Source organism: Cryobacterium sp. (genome assembly GCF_026786305.1).
Classification (GTDB): domain Bacteria; phylum Actinomycetota; class Actinomycetes; order Actinomycetales; family Microbacteriaceae; genus Cryobacterium.
Map to the genome: position 1 here is coordinate 13,888 of NZ_JAJAYI010000097.1, position 15,728 is coordinate 29,615.

The window sequence follows — 15,728 nt, forward strand, 5'->3', positions numbered from 1 at the left end:
CCCCCACTTCGATCGAGTGGGGGTTGTGTTGTAGGATCTTCTGTCGGCATCAGCGTCACTCCTGCCGAGAATCGCCGGGAGACCGGTGCGAATGGACCTCCCGCATGACCGTCACCCCCTCCACTCCTGGAACAACGTCGGTCGTGTCACGCCGAGCCTGGCAGGCACTGATCGTGCTGCTCGCCGGCATGTTCATGGCGTTGCTCGACACGACCATCGTGAACGTCGCTCTCCCCAGCATTCGTACCAGCCTGGACGCCTCCGAGGCGACGCTCTCGTGGATCATCTCCGGCTACGCCCTCGCGTTTGGTCTCGCGCTCATTCCCGCGGGCCGGGTCGGCGACCGCTACGGCCACAAATGGGTCTTCTTCACCGGCTTGGCCCTGTTCACGCTCGCGAGCCTCGCCTGCGGCCTCGCACGGAACGACCTGCAACTGATCATTGCCCGAGTCGTGCAGGGCCTGGCCGGCGGCATGTTCGTGCCGGCGGTGACCGCCGTCATCCAGCTGATGTTCCCGCCCGCCGCGCGTGGCAAGGCCTACGCGATCATGGGCTCGGTCATCGGTGTCTCGACCGCGCTCGGCCCCATCGTCGGCGGGCTCATCATCGAGGCCTTCGGTGTCGACAACGGCTGGCGCCTGGTGTTCTGGGTGAACCTGCCGATCGGACTTCTCGCGCTCGTCGCCACCGTCTTTCTTCTGCCCGGCGGTGCCGCGCTCCCCACAACGACGCAGCTATCGCGGGCGGGTATCGACTGGCTCGGACTGGTACTCCTTTCGGCCGGTCTGGTGGCACTCCTGGTGCCGCTGATCGAGGGTCAAGACCAGGGCTGGCCTCTCTGGACCTTCCTCACTCTCGCTGCCGGGGTGCTGCTTGTGACGGCTTTCGGCGCCTGGGAAGTAGTTGTCGCCAGGCGTGACGGCAGCCCGCTCGTTCCTCCCCACCTGTTCTCACACCCGGCATTCACCGGCGGTGTCATTCTCGCGCTGGTCTATTTCGCCGCATTCACCAGCATTTTCTTTACGATTTCCATTCTCTGGCAGGCGGGCCTCGGGCACACCGCGCTCGAGTCGGGCCTCGTATCCATTCCGTTCGCGATTGGTACGATCCTCGGCGCGTCGCAGAGCGACCGATTGGCCAAACGCCTGGGACGCACCGTTCTCGTGGTCGGCGTGGCCTTCGTCACGATCGGCCTGATCTGGATCTGGCTGGTCATGCTCCTCACAACGCCGGGCGACCTCACCAACTGGCACCTGCTTCCGCCGCTGTTCATTGCGGGCCTCGGCAGCGGATTCTTCATCGCACCCAACGTGTCATTCATCGTCGCAACCGTCGACCGCTCCGAGGCCGGCGGCGCGAGCGGCGTGGTCGGTGTGATGCAGCGTGTCGGCAGTGCGGTCGGGATCGCCGTGATCGGCAGCGTGTTCTTCGGCACGCTGACCGTGGCCGGCCCCGGAGCGGATGCCCTCGCGACGGCCTTCACGCACAGCGCCACCATGGCAATGGCGGTGAGCGCCGGGTTCGCCATCCTCGCGCTGATCCTCGTGTTCGCGCTACCCAAGCGGGTGGGCGGCAGCCTTCCTGCTCGCGCCGCCTCGTAGGGCATCGGTGCCCAGAAAGCCCGGAGATGTTATGACCGCGATTCGACGGCACCGGCTGTTGCGCCGCGTCGCCCTGTGGATCGCGCTTGCCTACATCGCGGTCCTGGCGCTGGTCGCGTTCTGGCCCACCCCCGTCGACAGCGGCGCGCACGGATCGATCTCATCGATCGTCCTGTGGCTGCACGCCCACGGCATTCCGGCCTGGCTCGACTATGCGGTCATTGAATTCAGTGCGAACATCGCGCTGTTCATTCCCGTGGGCCTGCTCGTGGTCGTGCTCGCCGGCGCGCGACACTGGTGGCTCGGCTCTGTGGTTGGCGCTGGGGTCAGTTGTGCTATCGAGTTCGGCCAGCTCGTCTTCCTGCCCGAACGATTTGCCGCCGTGAACGATGTGATCGCCAACAGTCTCGGTGCCCTGCTCGGAACCGCCGTCGCCGCCGTTGTTCTGCACCTGTTTCTCGGCCCGGCCTCGGCGCCAGTCTCCGCGGCTCAGAAAATTTGATTCCGTTGGACGTCGTCGATTCTCTCTGCTATCTTCTCCAGAATGGATCGTCGAAAGTTTCTCACTTTGTCAACTGCTGGCGCAGCCACGCTCGGTTTCGGTGTGCTCGGCGCTCCCGCCGCTTTCGCTGCCACCGCTCCGAAGCTACCCGGAGAGGTGTCACGCCTGTCGAATGTGTTCACCCAGAAGGGGAGGAAGCTCTACGACAACATCGAAGTGAACATTGGTGGTGATCGAGCCCGCCTGTTCATTCCCCAGACGATCTCGATGAACTCGACAGCCTCGGTGGGTGCGGTGTGGTTCTACCACGCGGCCTCCAGCTCACACAACGCTCTCAACGGCGGCTTCAAGTATCCCGGCGAGCTCGTCGTCGATCAAAACACCATCGCCATCTGCATCAACGCCGGTGGTACCCAGTACACCAATTCCATCGCCACGACCGCTCAGAAGAACGCCTGGACCTACTTGAACGCGCTCTACACCGTGCGCCGCAACTTTCTGCGCGCCACCTCCTTTGGGGGCTCGCTCGGCTGCTACACCTACGGCAAGAAACTCATCCCCTACATTCGTGGCCTGTACATGGTCAACGGCCTCTATGACAACGAGTGGCTCTATGCATATGACACCCTGAACCAGGCACACGTCGGCGATGCCTACGGCAACGACCCCACCCTGATCAAAGGCACCAACCCGGCACGCATCAGCGCGACGCCGTGGACCAACAGCCGCGTCAAGGTGCTCGTCTCCGACGCCGCCCACCCCGACAACGTCGTCGTTCCGAGCAAAAACGGCCTCGCGCTGATCAACAAGATCAAGCCGGTCGCCGCCGACGCCCAGGTGATGTACCACACGCTCGGGCACGAGACGCCGGGCTTCGCCCACACCGACATGATCGCCACGTTCGCGAAGTGGTCGGTCTAACCAAAAGGACTGCCGTGCCGGAGGGACGAGTGGCTACAGGGACGCGGGTCGATTGGGTCGACGGCGCGAAGGGCATCGCCATTCTGCTCGTCGCCCTGGCGCACGCCGTGCAGTGGACGGTGCTGTCCGGCCTGGCGCCCGAGCTCTGGAACAAAATCAACCTCGTCTTCATCGTGTTTCGCATGCCGCTGTTCTTTCTCGCCTCCGGACTGTTTGCCGCCTCGATCATCAAACGCTCCTGGCCAACGCTCTGGCGCACCCGGCTGAGCCTGCTCGTCTGGGCGCTGCTGCTCTGGACCCTCGTGCGGTATGCCTATTTCTCTCTGCTTCCCAACCCTGCCGGCCTCGACGAGACCAACCCGATTGACCTGCTGCTCGCTCCCGTGCGACCCAGCAATGGCCTCTGGTTTCTCTACGCCCTTGCACTGTTTTTCGTCGCCGCCAAACTCATGCGAAACCGCGTCGACTGGCGGGTGCAAATCGGCGGCGCCGCCGTGTTGTCGGGGCTGTTCTTCGCCCGCGCCGACACCGGCAACATTGCCTGGAACGGCATCGGCCGCTACTTCGTGTTCTTTCTACTCGGCTGCTACCTGCGGGAGCGGATCCTCGCCTTCGTGAACCGGCCCAGCCGCTATGGCACCCTCGGGCTGGGGATCGGTTTCGGCGCGGCTTTTCTCGGGCTGGCCGGGGTGATTCTCACCATCGACGCACGAGTGCCTTTCATCACCGGCACCCTCGTACTGGTGAGTCTTCTCGCCCTCGGTGCCGGCCTGCTCCTGGCCCGATTCCTGGTCGGGTATCGGGCGCTGAACTGGCTGTCCTACATCGGCCGCAACACCCTGCCGATCTACGTTGTGCACGTTCTGTTCGTCTCGACTCTGACCAGCCTGTTGCTGCTCGCGCGCGGCCAAGCCTGGCTCGACCGGCTCGGCCCGGCGCTGCCCCTGCTCGTCGCCGGAGGAGCGGTCGCCGCGTCACTGCTGTTCTGGCGCCTCGTGCGCGACTTGCCGGTGCTGCGCTACGGATTTGCCGTGCCCACGTGGTTCTCTGGGCGCGCGCCAACGGAGGTGGTAGCAACGGAGGTGGTAGCAACGGGGGTGGTAGCAACGGGGGCTGCGGCATCAGTTTCGGCAGATGCAGCAGATGCAGCAGATGCAGCAGATGCAGCAGAGCAGATGCTGCCGCGCAGCGAGTGAGATCCCGCCGCCGGCAGCGCGCACTGATACTGCTCACCGGCCTGGCACTACTGACCGTCGGCGTGCTGGCCCTCACCACTCGAACAGTCATGTTTCCCCGGGAAGACCAACCGGGCCCCGCCGACGCCATCGTCGTGCTCGGTGGACTCGGCAGCGCCGCCGTGGTGGAGGAAGCGGTGGGCCTCGCTGAAGCCGGGTACAGCGAGCACATCCTCATCTCGGATGCGTTTGGCGGTGATACCCGCCCGGCGAATCTGTGCGCGCGCCCAGTGCCGGTGCCGGGAACGACGATCGTGGTGGAGTGCTTCGACCCGCACCCCACCACGACCCGCGGCGAGGCCGAAGCGATTGCCGCGTTCGCGACCGAACAGGGCTGGGATCGGGTGATCGTGGTCACCTCGAGCTACCACGTGAGCCGGGCTCGGCTGCAGATCAGTCAGTGCTACGCGGGGTCGCTCGCCGTGATTGGCGCCCGGCAGTCGATGGATCCGCTGAAATGGGCTTACCAGTTCGTCTACCAGAGCGCCGGTTTTGTGAAGGCCTGGGTCATGCCCGCTTGTTGACCAGAAACCCCTCGGCGATCGAGTCGACCCGCTGCCGGTAGGTCTGGCCGACCATGTCGGCCTCAGTCGGCCAATCGGCCAGCGCCGCGTGAAACTCCGTCCATCCCTTGATCGGCCGGGCCGGAACGCCGGCCACGATCGTGCCCTCGGGCACCGAGGCAGTGACGACTGATCCCGCTCCGACCACGCACCGGTCGCCGATGCTCACGCCCGGCAGCACGGTGACACCGGCGCCGATGAACACGTCGGAGCCCACCCGAATCGGCGCAAACCGATATCGGCGGCCACGCTCGTCGCGAAAGAGCCAGCCGGAACCGTCGTGGGTGATGAATGTCACACCAGAACTGATGGTCACCCGGTCGCCGACCGAGATGAGCCACGGCTCCGTCGTGGCGATGTCACTCAGAATGCGGCAACCGCTGCCGATGCTCACGCCCAAGGAACGAATGGCGTAGACCCTGCCCCGGGCAACTCGTCGAAATCTGTAGGTAAGGCGGGACAATTTCACCGAAAACTCCATTTCCCACTCGGTTGCGTGCATGCGATCCGCCCAAAGTATCGGTTTTCGAACCATTCCGCTGGCGCTGAGGAAATTTCACGTGTTATCGTTGCGGCTATTCGCATCCACAGCGCTGCGCCCACCCTGTTTTATTCACTGCGCCACTACCATCCGAGGCGGCCGATGTTTGATTCCACCCTGCGCCGATTGCGAAGCACGCCGGTCATTCTCGTTGCACTCGCCGCCACGTTCGTCATTGTGGCCAGCGTTGTACTGCCACGATTCATGACCGATCTCGGTATCACCGTGATTCCGTTCGCGCTCCTTGCTTTCGCAGCGCTCGTCACCCTGTTTCTGTTGCCGGTGCACATCCTCCCGGCGGTCGCCCTCGTCACCTTTGCTCTGATTCCGGCGCGCATCCTGCCGCAGGATGGCCCCATCGGCGCCCTACCGCTGACCACCATGATCATCGCGATCTGGGCGCTGCGACGATTGCTCCCGATTGAAACGACGGGTCATCCTACGACCCCACCCGCCCCCTTTCGATCAGCCACCCGCTACTTCGCCCTGCTCCTTCTGGTCTGGACGCTGTTGACCCTCGCCCGCACGACCGACCTGCAGGCGAGCCTCGGCTGGACGATCAGTTTCAGTGCGGCCGTACTCCTGCCGCTGTGCGTCGGCAGCAGCTCCCGCGAGGCCTACTGGATTCGTCGAGTCTGGCTGCTGCTCGGCGCCTGGCTCGGCGCCTACGCGGTCATCGAGGGAGGGCTTAGCTTCAACCCGATCTGGGGCACCGTGTTCAGGGCGCTTGGCCTGAACGACCACCAGCACTGGTCGGTGTACCGGGCCGACGCAAGTTTCGGGCATCCGCTTTTCGCCGCATTGTTTTTTGCCGTGGCCTGCGCCCTCGCCATTGGCATCTGGCTACAGGAGAACTCGAAGCCCGCCCTCGCCTCAGCCGTGTTCAGCGGTCTCGGCCTCGTCGCAACCGTCTCCCGCGGGGCCATTCTCTCTGCGGCGATCGCCATCGGCTTCGCCTACGCCGTGTCGCTGGTGTTGCGCGGCGACAAGCGCTGGGGCAAATTCGCCCTGCTCGCGGTATTGCTGGTCGTCGCCGTTGTCGGATTGTTTCAGTTCGACGCCTTCACCGCCCGCAACAACTCTGTCGAGGCCGAGCTGTCGTCCCAGGCCCGCGAGCTCGGGGTCTGGGTGTCGTTGCAGGCCGCGAACCTCACCGGCTGGATCGGGTCGGGCCCGGGCACCTCGGGGATCACCGGGCGCCTGTTCAACGAGGTCACGATTGAGAACTCGCTGCTCCAGCTGCTCATCAGCATCGGCCTGCCCGGTCTGGCGCTGTTTCTGCTCATGATCGGCTCGGCCGTTGCGCACGCGCTGTCGCGTCGGGCAGTCGGAGCGGCGGCCGCCCTCGTGGCGTACACGGTGAGCATCGCCGGATTCAATGCGATCGACGCGCTGCGCCCGATGCACCTGCTGCTCGGCTGCCTGCTCATTCTGGCCCTGAATCCGACCCGAGCGGACGCCGCTCCCCCGCTCGAACCCGGCCGCGCATCCAGTGCGCGGCGGGCAGGTGCGCGTCCGGCGAGCATGCGCCCCAAACGGGGGTATGCGCGGATCTAACGCGTTCGCGACGCGCACGCTACGCTAAACCGAGAGATTCTCAGTTATCGCCGGTCTCGTTTCACCGGCCCGTGAGGGGTATGGGCGTGATGAATATTGGCACGACACACATCATCGTGTTGCAATCACTGAGTCCGCCCGACGGCACCACCCGGTACGTCAACCAGGTGGTTGAGGGGGCACCCGACCTTGTGACCATGCGATTTTTCTCGTGGCACACCGCGCTGCTCGGCCGCTATGACGTTTTTCACGTGCACTGGCCGGAGCTGCTCATTCGTGCGCCGCGACCATTGAAGGCCCGGCTGCGGCGCGGCGCGCTGTACCTGCTGCTGCTGCGTGCCCGACTGCAGCGCATTCCGATCGTGCGCACCGCGCACAACCTGACCCCGCACGAGGCCGGCCACAACGCCGAAATCCGGGCGCTCGACGCGCTCGACGCCCGCACGGCGCTCGTCATTCGTCTCAACCCGACGACACCGGTCGAACCCGAGTCCCGGGCAGTCACCATTTTGCACGGCCACTATCGTGATCGATTCAGCGCGATGCCCCGGCCCGACTCGATACCCGGGCGCGTCCTGTATTTCGGGTTGATCCGGCCGTACAAGGGTGTCGAAACTCTGCTGCAGGTGTTTCGGGCGTTGCCCGACCCGAACCTGACTCTGCGCATCGTTGGCCGGCCGTCGAGTGGACTCGGCGAGATCATCACCACCGAGGCCGCGCAGGATGAACGCATCAGCTCGGTGCTGCGCTTCGTCTCCGACGACGAACTGGTGGTCGAGGTCGGCGGAGCCGAGCTGGTTGTTCTGCCGTACCGCGAAATGCACAATTCCGGCGTGCTGCTCGTGACGCTGTCGCTCGATCGGCCGGTGCTCGTGCCGTCGACACCCTCGAACCAGGCCCTGGCGGACGAGGTCGGCCCGGACTGGATCTATCTCTACGCGGGCGAGCTCACGCCCGATATTCTGCGCGACACTCTCGAACGGATGCGCGCGGCCGGTTCCCGCCCGCGTCCGCGGCTCGACGACCGGGACTGGAAAACGCTCGGACTGCAAAGCTATCGAACCTACCTGCGGGCCCTGCAGCTGACCGGGCGCACAGTGGGCGCTGATCGGAGCATCCGTTGACCGCGCCGATTGCACCCAACTCCCCCGACGTTCCCGAGACACCCCGGTCGACAGCAGGCCTCGGACGTACCGCGGGGCGCGGGGCATCAACGACCCTGGTCGGCCAGCTCATTCGCATCGGCGTACAGCTCGGCGGCATCGTCGTGCTCGGCCGGCTGCTCGACCCGAGTGACTATGGACTGGTCGCCTCGGTCGCCGCGATCATCGGCGTCGGCGAGGTGCTGCGCAACTTCGGGCTGTCGTCGGCCGCGATTCAGGTGCGCGACCTGAGCCGGCATCAGAAAGACAACCTGTTCTGGATCAACAGTCTGATCGGGCTCGCGCTCATGCTGCTCGCGGTGCTGATCAGCCCGCTCATCGCCACCCTGTACGGCGACGATCGGCTTGTGCTGCTTACCCAGGTGCTCGCAGGAACATTTCTACTCAATGGTCTGGCCACCCAGTTTCGCGCCGACCTCAACCGCAACTTTCACTTCGTCGCCCTGACCGGGTCGGAGATCGGCGCACAGGTCGGCGGCCTCGCTGTCGGCATCGTGATGGCACTGAACGGCTTTGGCTACTGGGCCCTCGCCGGGCAGCAGATCAGCCAGGGCGTCCTCACCATCATCCTTCTGATTCCGATCACCCGGTGGTTTCCCGGCTGGTATCACCGCCGGGCGCCCATGCGCCACCTGATCACGTTCGGGTCCAACCTCGCCGGCACCCAGCTGCTCGGCTACGCCAGCCGCAACACCGACACGATCGTAATCGGAGCGACGCTCGGCGCCGGCCCACTCGGCCTGTACAACCGCGCATTCCAGCTGCTGTTGCTGCCGCTCAACCAGATCAACGGTCCCTCCACCCGGGTGGCCCTGCCGGTATTGGCACGGCTGCAAGACGACCCGCCCAAGTACGACCGGTTCATTCTGCTCGGGCAGACCATCATGCTGCACGCGGTCACCATCGTGCTCGCCTTCTCCTGCGCCCAGGCGTTGCCGATCATCAGCATCGCGCTCGGCAGCCGGTGGCTCGGCTCCGCCCCGATCTTTCAAATTCTCGCCATCGCCGGCTTCTTCGAAGCGGCCGCTTACGCGAGCTACTGGGTGTTCCTGTCGAAGGGTGCCACCCGGCAGAACCTGTATTTCGCCCTCACCACCCGGCCGCTCCTCGTCGCATTCGTGCTGCTCGGCTCGCTCTGGGGCGTCTACGGCGTCGCCGCCGGCTACTCGCTCGGGGTCGCCCTGATCTGGCCGATCGGCCTGTGGTGGATCAGCCGGGCAACGGACGCCCCGGCGCGAGCAATGTTTCTGGCCGGCGTGCGCGCCATTCTCGGCTACGGATTTGCAACCGGCATCAGCTGGGTGGCCGTGCAGTGGATTCCTATCGACCTGCCGTTCGCGCGTGTCGCCCTCGGCGGCGTGGCCCTGCTCGCGGCCATCGGCGTGGTCATGCTGATCTGGCCGGTCTTTCGCCGCGATGTGCGCTCGATCACCCAGGCCCGTAGTTTTCTGCGCTTTGCGAAGTCATCAAAACCGGCCAGCGAAGGCCCGACCACTGGTGCCGACAGGCTCGGGCCGGCAACCGTCCGCACTCCGGTCCGCGCCCGCAAGGCCGGACGCACGCGCCTGCGCATCATCCGCCGGCTCAACCGAGTCGTGCAGGGGCTCGCCGCGGCATCCTCTCTCCCCTACCTGCGCGACCGCACCGCGCTGGAACGAGCGATCGGTCGGTTACGCCCGTTTGATCTGCGCTGCGAGCATTGGCACGTACTCGTTGCCCCGCCTGGCGAGGGTAATATTGGCGACCAGGCCATGGTCGAAGCGTTCCTCGAAAACGTGTCGGGACCGGTGCAGGTACTCGTGCGGCGGTCGGCCGACGTGCGTATTCCCCCGCAGCATGCCCGGCGTGCCCAGCTCGTGCCGATTCCGCACCTGATCTACGGCGCGGCACGGGCACACCGGCAGTCCATGGCCCTGCTGGCGCCCGTACTCGAGGGTGCCCTGTCGCTGACCGTGGTCGGGGCCGACATTATGGACGGCGCCTACAGTGTGCGCGCCTCGTCGCGGCGAGCGGATGTCGCCAGCCTGGCCCGCAGCGTCGGTGTCGACGCGCGCATTCTCGGATTCAGCTGGAACGGCCACGCCAATGCCGGGGTGCGCCGGTCACTTGCCCGCGCCGGTCGAATGGGAACCCGACTGCAACTGCGCGACCCGATCTCGAGCGAGCGCGCTCGCGCCGATGGCTTCAAGAACGTGGTCGATGTCGCCGATTCTGTGTTCGCGGCCCAAACCAGCTCCGGCGTCGCCGCAACCGAATACCTCGGCACCAGGCCCCAACCCTATGCCGTTGTGAACGCGAGTGCACTGGTCGGCCGTAGTTTCGACCAGACCACGGAGTATGCGAGCATCGTCACCGCCCTGGTACAGGCGGGACTCACCGTGGTACTGCTGCCACACGTCGTTCGCCACAGCGGCGATGACGCGGCGGCCTGCCGGGCCGTGTTCGACCGGTTGGCTGATCAGACCGACGGCGTCGACTCCCGGGTTGTCCTGGTCAACCGGCTGCTCGCCCCGGCCGAAGTGCGCGGGCTGTGTGCCGGCGCCGACATAGTGCTGGCCGGGCGCATGCATCTTGCCGTGCAGGCCATGTTTCACGCGGTGCCGGCAGTCGCTCTGTCGACCCAGGGCAAGGTGGCCGGAATGATGCGACTCTTTGACACGCAGGAATTGTGCGTCGAACCGGGTGTCAGGCTGGCTGAGCGCATGATTCCGGTCGCGCTGACGGTGCTGGGCGATCGTGAGCGCTATCGCGACCATCTGGCCGAGCGGCTGCCGGAGATACGACGCCTGGCCGCCCTCAACTTTGCGCTGCTGCCGAGCGACGCGGTTTCCCATCCTCCCGTTCAGAACCCCCCAGCCCCGAGCGCGACGCGGCTGAATCGTCCTGGCCCGCGCCCGACTTCCCACAGACAAGGCCCCGCATGACATTCTCGTCACAGACCGTGCCCAACTATTCGCACTCGCAGTCGCAGCTGCGCCGCATCCTCTTTGTTATTCCCTCGCTGCACGGTGGCGGGGCAGAATTCGTGGCCCGAACCTGGATGGGCTGGCTCGCCGACCAGGGCTACGAGGTGAGTGTTGTGCTCACCGCCGCCGAGGTGAGGCCGGAATACCTGCCCGACGGGGTCGACGCCCACTCGCTCGCCGGAGCGCACGGCCACGTGCGGAAGACCGCCGCGCTGCGCCGCCGCCTGCTCGACTGGCAGCCCGACGTCGCGCTGTCCCTGCAGGCCCACCCGAACTTGGTGCTGCTGAGCGCGGCCCGGCTGGTGCCGGCCCGCCTGCGGCCACGCGTGCTCGTGAGTGAGCGCAACCTGGTGTCGCTCGGGCTGCCCGGTTCAAATCGAGCGCACCGGGCAAAGGTCTGGCTTGCCAAGCGTCTGTATCGGTGGGCCGACCACGTGATCGCCATTTCGCATCCGGTCGCCGCCGAAATGGTGGCTGCCTTCGGGGTACGTGGTGACCGCATCACCGTCGTCGCCAACCCAGCAACGGCGAAACTGCGGGGCACACCACGAGGGCAGGGTACGACGCAGGCGCACGCGCAGGTGGCCGGCGGTGAATTGTCGGGCACGGAGCCGAGCAGCACCACGATCGTGACGCGATCGGAACGCCGACCCGGAACGACCAACGGCATTCAGATCGTACTGGCCTGCCGCCTGGTGGCGCAGAAGCGTCCACTGCTCGCCATCGCGGCCGCCGCCGAGCTCGCCCGTCGCGGCGTGCCCGTGGAGGTCGTGTCGTTCGGCGGAGGTCCGTTGCTCGACGATGTGCAGGCCGCCGCCCGGCACGAGAACGTGGTCTTTCACCATCGCGGCTGGGTCGAGAACTGGTTCGACCACTTCGGCGACAATGCCGTGGCACTGCTCACATCAAGTCGTGAGGGCTTCGGCAACGTGCTGGTCGAGGCTGCTGCGGCCGGCTATCCGGCGGTCGCCATATCGGGTGCGCTCGGGGTAGCGGATGCGATTGTGCCCGGCATCACGGGTGAGCTCGCGCTCTCCGCGCATCCGGTGGACCTCGCCGACGCCATTCTGCGGGCGGCCGACCTGTCGCTTCACAACATCGAGCCGTGGCTGGCCCGTTTCTCGGAGGAAGCGAGCGGCGCCGACCTGGAACGGGTACTCCTTCGGGTCGTGGAACGTGCATGAAAATCTTTGCCTCGGCCATGGGCCAGATCGACAATGTCGGCGATACAGTGCTGCGGCGGGCCTTTCTCGATGCCCTGCGCGGGGCCGGCGAACTGCAGGTGTTCGTCGGGAGCCGCGCGGATTCCTACCTGAGCGGGCTCGGCCTGCACGACGAGGACCGTCTGTTCCGCACCAGTACCGAATGGCGCCGTGAAATTTCACGGTCGACCCTGCGGGAGGCATCCGTTTATGCCTTCAACGCCGGGGAAATGGAACTGCAACGCGCGTACGCGCTGCGCTATCTGCGCATTGCGCCGCACCTCGCGCTCAATCGGCTGCGTGGCGGGCACGCCGTGCACGCCGGGTTCGGCGTGCGGCAGAAGACCGCGTGGCGCATTCCGGTTGCGGCGACGTTGCGGCTATGCGACCTCGTGGCCTGGCGCGATGCGTACAGCCGCGGCACGATGGGGCTCGGCCGCATCGCACCCGACTGGGCCTTCGCGACCGGGGCAGCGGATGCCGACCTGCTCGCGTCACGGCCCGACCGCCCGCTCCTCGCCGTCTCTGTGCGCTACAACGGGCGCCGCCCCGATGACGCGTGGCTGGGGGCACTGCGGGTCCTGGCCGACACGCTCGGACTCGACGTGGTCGCTGTGTCGCAGATCGAACGTGACGGGCCGCTCGCCGAGGAACTCGCCTTAAAGCTCGGCGGCACCGCACTGGTCTGGGATGGCCCCGACCATCTTGCCCAGGAGCTCAAGCTGCGCGAGGTGTACCAGCGGTCGCTGCTCGTGGTGAGCGACCGGCTACACGCCGCCGTGATCGGGCTGACGGAAGGCGCGCTGCCGCTCGTGATCGCCGACGCGGGCACGTCAAAGGCGGCGCGCACCCTCGACGCGGTCGGCATCAAGGGCGCCAGGATCGGTTGGACGCTGCCCGACCCGGCGGCGCTCGAGCGCGGGGCAAATGATGTGATCAGCCGCCGGGAGCCGATTCTCCGCCACGTCGTCGAGGCCCGCGCCTCCCTGCACGAGCTGACCCGGTCCATTCGAAAGCTCACCGCGTGAACGGGGCGCACGCAGCCGACCGACCGGTCGTCAGCGTCATCGTACCGGCCTACAACGCCGCCGAGTTTCTGGAAGCCGCCATCGAGCGGCTGCTGCAGCAGACACTGGCCAGGGATTCTGCAGCGGTCGAGATCATCGTGGTCGACGACGGCTCAACGGATGCGACGGCCGCGATCGGTGCGCGGGCGGCGGCCACGCACGCGGGCGTTCACTTTTTTCAGCAAGAGCAGAATGGCGGCGTCGCGCGCGCCCGGGCGCGGGCGGCAGCCGTGAGTCGGGGCGAGTTTCTCTGGTTCGTCGATTGTGATGACGATTGGGCTGACTCGGCGCTCGAGAAGCTCGTGGCCGCGGCCCGGTCGACCGGCGCCGACGTCGTCGTCTGCGGCGCGGAGTACGTCTATCCCGGCCAGCGGCGTGCGCTTGCCGCGCCGACCCTGGCGGCAGCGATAAACGGTGCGGAAGCATTTCGCCTGCTGCTCGACGGCGAAATCACCGGTCACCTCTGGAACAAGCTGTTCCGACGTGAACTGACCCTCGAGATCGAGTTCACACCGGCACGCGTGCACTCCGACCTCGCCATGGTCGCTCAGCTGCTCGCTGCGGCCGATCGGGTGGTGGCGATCAGCGACGTGCTCTACTCCTATGTCGTACGCGGCGGGTCGATCATTCGCTCGGGGTCGCGTCGCGCCGAGTCGCTTCTGCTGGTGGAGCAGGCCGTCACGACGGCAGCCATCACCCTCGACACCCGCATCATTGGCTCGAACTCCTACGGGTACTTTCGGCTGCGCTACGTACTACTGTCTGGGTTGAAGGACGCTCTGAGTGGCCCCTATGACGCCGAGGAACGCGATGAGATCGTTGCCGAGCTGCGCTCCCGATTGACCTGGCGCCTCGTGCTGCTCGCCGCTCGCCGCCGCGACTGGAAGCGTCTCGCCCTGGCTGGCACGGCCAAGGTGAGCATGCCGCTGCATCGACGGATACTGCGTCTCGCCGCCGAGCAGGGTGCAGCCTGAGTCGGAATGGCCGGTGCCCGCTGCTCAAGCAGCCACAGTGATCGCGAACCGCGTTGATGCTCAGGTGCGCCAGTAGCGTTCTGGGCGGTGAGTATGGGCGGCGATCTCAATAGAATGCTGATGTCTTATACGAGTTGTCTACAATACGAGCCACACACGTGGCGCGCGGTTCGCAGCATCCGTTCGAACCCGCAGATCGAGCGAAGTGAGTGATTTCGTCACACAGCAGTGCGCCATTCTGGGTACTTTCACAGGAAAGTGAAACCGATTCGACTTTGCCTCTCGATAAGCTCGGGTCCACAATTCAATCCGAATAGTCCCCACGCTCTCGGGCTTCGAACGCGGAATACGCATCGCACCACGCAACGACCAAGCCAGCGACCGTCATACTGCGCCCGTCGAACGTTACGGCGCATTGTTTCAGATCATCGGAATCACGAGACCCTGACCGAATCGACGAGGTCGACGAACTGACTCTCCGGAGGACTCCAACGTGCCCCTTCCCCGCAAGCCATTTGCCAGCCGAGTGTTCGCGCGTCGACGAGCGACAGCCGTTCGCCACACCCTGATCGCCATAGCTGCCTTCACTGCCACGACCATTGCGGTTCTCGCTCCCCTGACTATTCCCAGCCCCGGCATCGAGACGGCCGCCGCCGCGACCGCCCGCACCGTCATCGACAGTTCCTCGTCGACGATCAGTTACACCGGCAACTGGCTTACCACGCGCAGCGTCGCCGACCGCGGTGGTTCCGTGCGGTTTCAGTTCAGCGCGGGTAGTGCGTCGATGATGTTCACGGGAACGAGCGTCGCGTACATCACTCGCACCACGAAGAGTTCCGGCACGAGCACCGTCTCGATTGACGGCAAGGTGGTCGCCACCGTGAACGGCTACTCCAAGACCACCCAACACCGGAAGACGGCGTTCAGTACGACGAGCTTGGCGAACGGCACCCACACCATTGAAATCAGCCGCACCGGCAAGAGAGACGCGCGCTCGAGCGGCACGAACAGCATCGTCGACGCATTCGTGGTGAACGCCGCGTCCAGCACGACTCCAGCACCCGCACCGGCACCCGCACCTGCACCGGTGCTCGCACCGTCGCCAACAGCGCATCGCTACGCCGACTGCCCCGCCGCGACGACGATGGTGCGCACCGCCGACGAGCTCATGTCCGCCGTAGAGAGGGCCGAGCCCGGCACTGTCATCAGGATGGCCCCCGGCACCTACCGCGGCCAGATCGACATGCACGCCAATGGAACCGCATCCAACCCGATCTGGGTCTGTGGCCCGCGTAGCGCCGTGATCGACGTCGGCAGCATCCAGGGCAACCACGGCATTCAGATCACGAACTCGTCCAACCTCGTGATCGCCGGAATGACCGTCACCAACAGCCTCAAGGGCATCAGCGTGATTCGCAGCAACCACGTCACCATCA

General features: G+C 65.9%; 12 protein-coding genes and 1 pseudogene. 12 read left to right on the forward strand and 1 reads right to left on the reverse strand.

The genetic code is table 11. The features are described 5' to 3' along the window. The first annotated feature begins 104 nt into the window (after nt 1-104). The 5 genes from LH475_RS12730 (at nt 105) to LH475_RS12750 (ending at nt 4,783) form a co-directional block, all read left to right on the forward strand. Complete coding sequence (locus LH475_RS12730) at nt 105-1,601, forward strand: MFS transporter (protein ID WP_297414416.1); 1,497 nt, start codon at nt 105-107, stop codon at nt 1,599-1,601. Between the two features lie 31 nt (nt 1,602-1,632). After that, entirely contained in the window at nt 1,633-2,103 is a 471-nt protein-coding gene (locus tag LH475_RS12735; RefSeq protein ID WP_196843588.1) for a VanZ family protein, read from the forward strand. Between the two features lie 66 nt (nt 2,104-2,169). After that, complete coding sequence (locus LH475_RS12740) at nt 2,170-3,024, forward strand: hypothetical protein (protein WP_297414419.1); 855 nt, start codon at nt 2,170-2,172, stop codon at nt 3,022-3,024. 29 nt (nt 3,025-3,053) lie between these two features. Then, nucleotides 3,054-4,220: an acyltransferase family protein gene (locus tag LH475_RS12745; protein ID WP_297414421.1), complete on the forward strand. Its 1,167-nt coding sequence runs from the start codon at nt 3,054-3,056 to the stop codon at nt 4,218-4,220. Then, nucleotides 4,217-4,783, forward strand: coding sequence for a YdcF family protein (locus tag LH475_RS12750; RefSeq protein ID WP_196843585.1), 567 nt, complete (start codon nt 4,217-4,219; stop codon nt 4,781-4,783). The genes LH475_RS12745 and LH475_RS12750 overlap by 4 nt, the downstream gene beginning before the upstream one ends. Here LH475_RS12750 and LH475_RS12755 read toward each other — a convergent pair. Next, nucleotides 4,767-5,216 (reverse strand): acyltransferase, encoded by a 450-nt coding sequence (locus tag LH475_RS12755; RefSeq protein WP_297414427.1) that lies wholly within the window; start codon nt 5,214-5,216, stop codon nt 4,767-4,769. The two genes, LH475_RS12750 and LH475_RS12755, sit on opposite strands and share 17 nt — an antisense overlap. A 249-nt stretch (nt 5,217-5,465) precedes the next feature. Between LH475_RS12755 and LH475_RS12760 the strand changes: the two genes are divergently transcribed. From LH475_RS12760 to LH475_RS12790, 7 genes and pseudogenes are all read left to right on the forward strand, one after another. After that, on the forward strand, nt 5,466-6,920 hold the full coding sequence (locus LH475_RS12760; RefSeq protein ID WP_196843583.1) for an O-antigen ligase family protein: 1,455 nt from the start codon (nt 5,466-5,468) through the stop codon (nt 6,918-6,920). Between the two features lie 86 nt (nt 6,921-7,006). Further along, nucleotides 7,007-8,044, forward strand: a complete 1,038-nt coding sequence (locus LH475_RS12765) for a glycosyl transferase (protein ID WP_196843582.1) — start codon at nt 7,007-7,009, stop codon at nt 8,042-8,044. Beyond that, nucleotides 8,041-11,007, forward strand: coding sequence for an oligosaccharide flippase family protein (locus LH475_RS12770; protein WP_297414425.1), 2,967 nt, complete (start codon nt 8,041-8,043; stop codon nt 11,005-11,007). Before LH475_RS12765 ends, LH475_RS12770 begins: the two co-directional genes overlap by 4 nt. Further along, on the forward strand, nt 11,004-12,233 hold the full coding sequence (locus tag LH475_RS12775; RefSeq protein ID WP_196843580.1) for a glycosyltransferase: 1,230 nt from the start codon (nt 11,004-11,006) through the stop codon (nt 12,231-12,233). Before LH475_RS12770 ends, LH475_RS12775 begins: the two co-directional genes overlap by 4 nt. Further along, the gene (locus LH475_RS12780) at nt 12,230-13,279 is read left to right on the forward strand and encodes a polysaccharide pyruvyl transferase family protein (RefSeq protein WP_196843579.1); all 1,050 of its coding nucleotides are present in this window, start codon (nt 12,230-12,232) and stop codon (nt 13,277-13,279) included. Before LH475_RS12775 ends, LH475_RS12780 begins: the two co-directional genes overlap by 4 nt. Continuing rightward, nucleotides 13,276-14,292, forward strand: coding sequence for a glycosyltransferase (locus tag LH475_RS12785; protein WP_196843578.1), 1,017 nt, complete (start codon nt 13,276-13,278; stop codon nt 14,290-14,292). The genes LH475_RS12780 and LH475_RS12785 overlap by 4 nt, the downstream gene beginning before the upstream one ends. Nucleotides 14,293-14,785: 493 nt before the next feature. After that, nucleotides 14,786-15,728: pseudogene (locus tag LH475_RS12790) on the forward strand (hypothetical protein); the annotation flags it as partial.

Excerpts from the sequence above, each read along its gene's own strand:
- LH475_RS12730 (WP_297414416.1), top strand. The coding sequence starts at position 105 with ATGACCGTCACCCCCTCCACTCCTGGAACAACGTCGGTCGTGTCACGC.
- LH475_RS12735 (WP_196843588.1), top strand. The coding sequence starts at position 1,633 with ATGACCGCGATTCGACGGCACCGGCTGTTGCGCCGCGTCGCCCTGTGG.
- LH475_RS12760 (WP_196843583.1), top strand. The coding sequence starts at position 5,466 with ATGTTTGATTCCACCCTGCGCCGATTGCGAAGCACGCCGGTCATTCTC.
- LH475_RS12775 (WP_196843580.1), top strand. The coding sequence starts at position 11,004 with ATGACATTCTCGTCACAGACCGTGCCCAACTATTCGCACTCGCAGTCG.
- LH475_RS12780 (WP_196843579.1), top strand. The coding sequence starts at position 12,230 with ATGAAAATCTTTGCCTCGGCCATGGGCCAGATCGACAATGTCGGCGAT.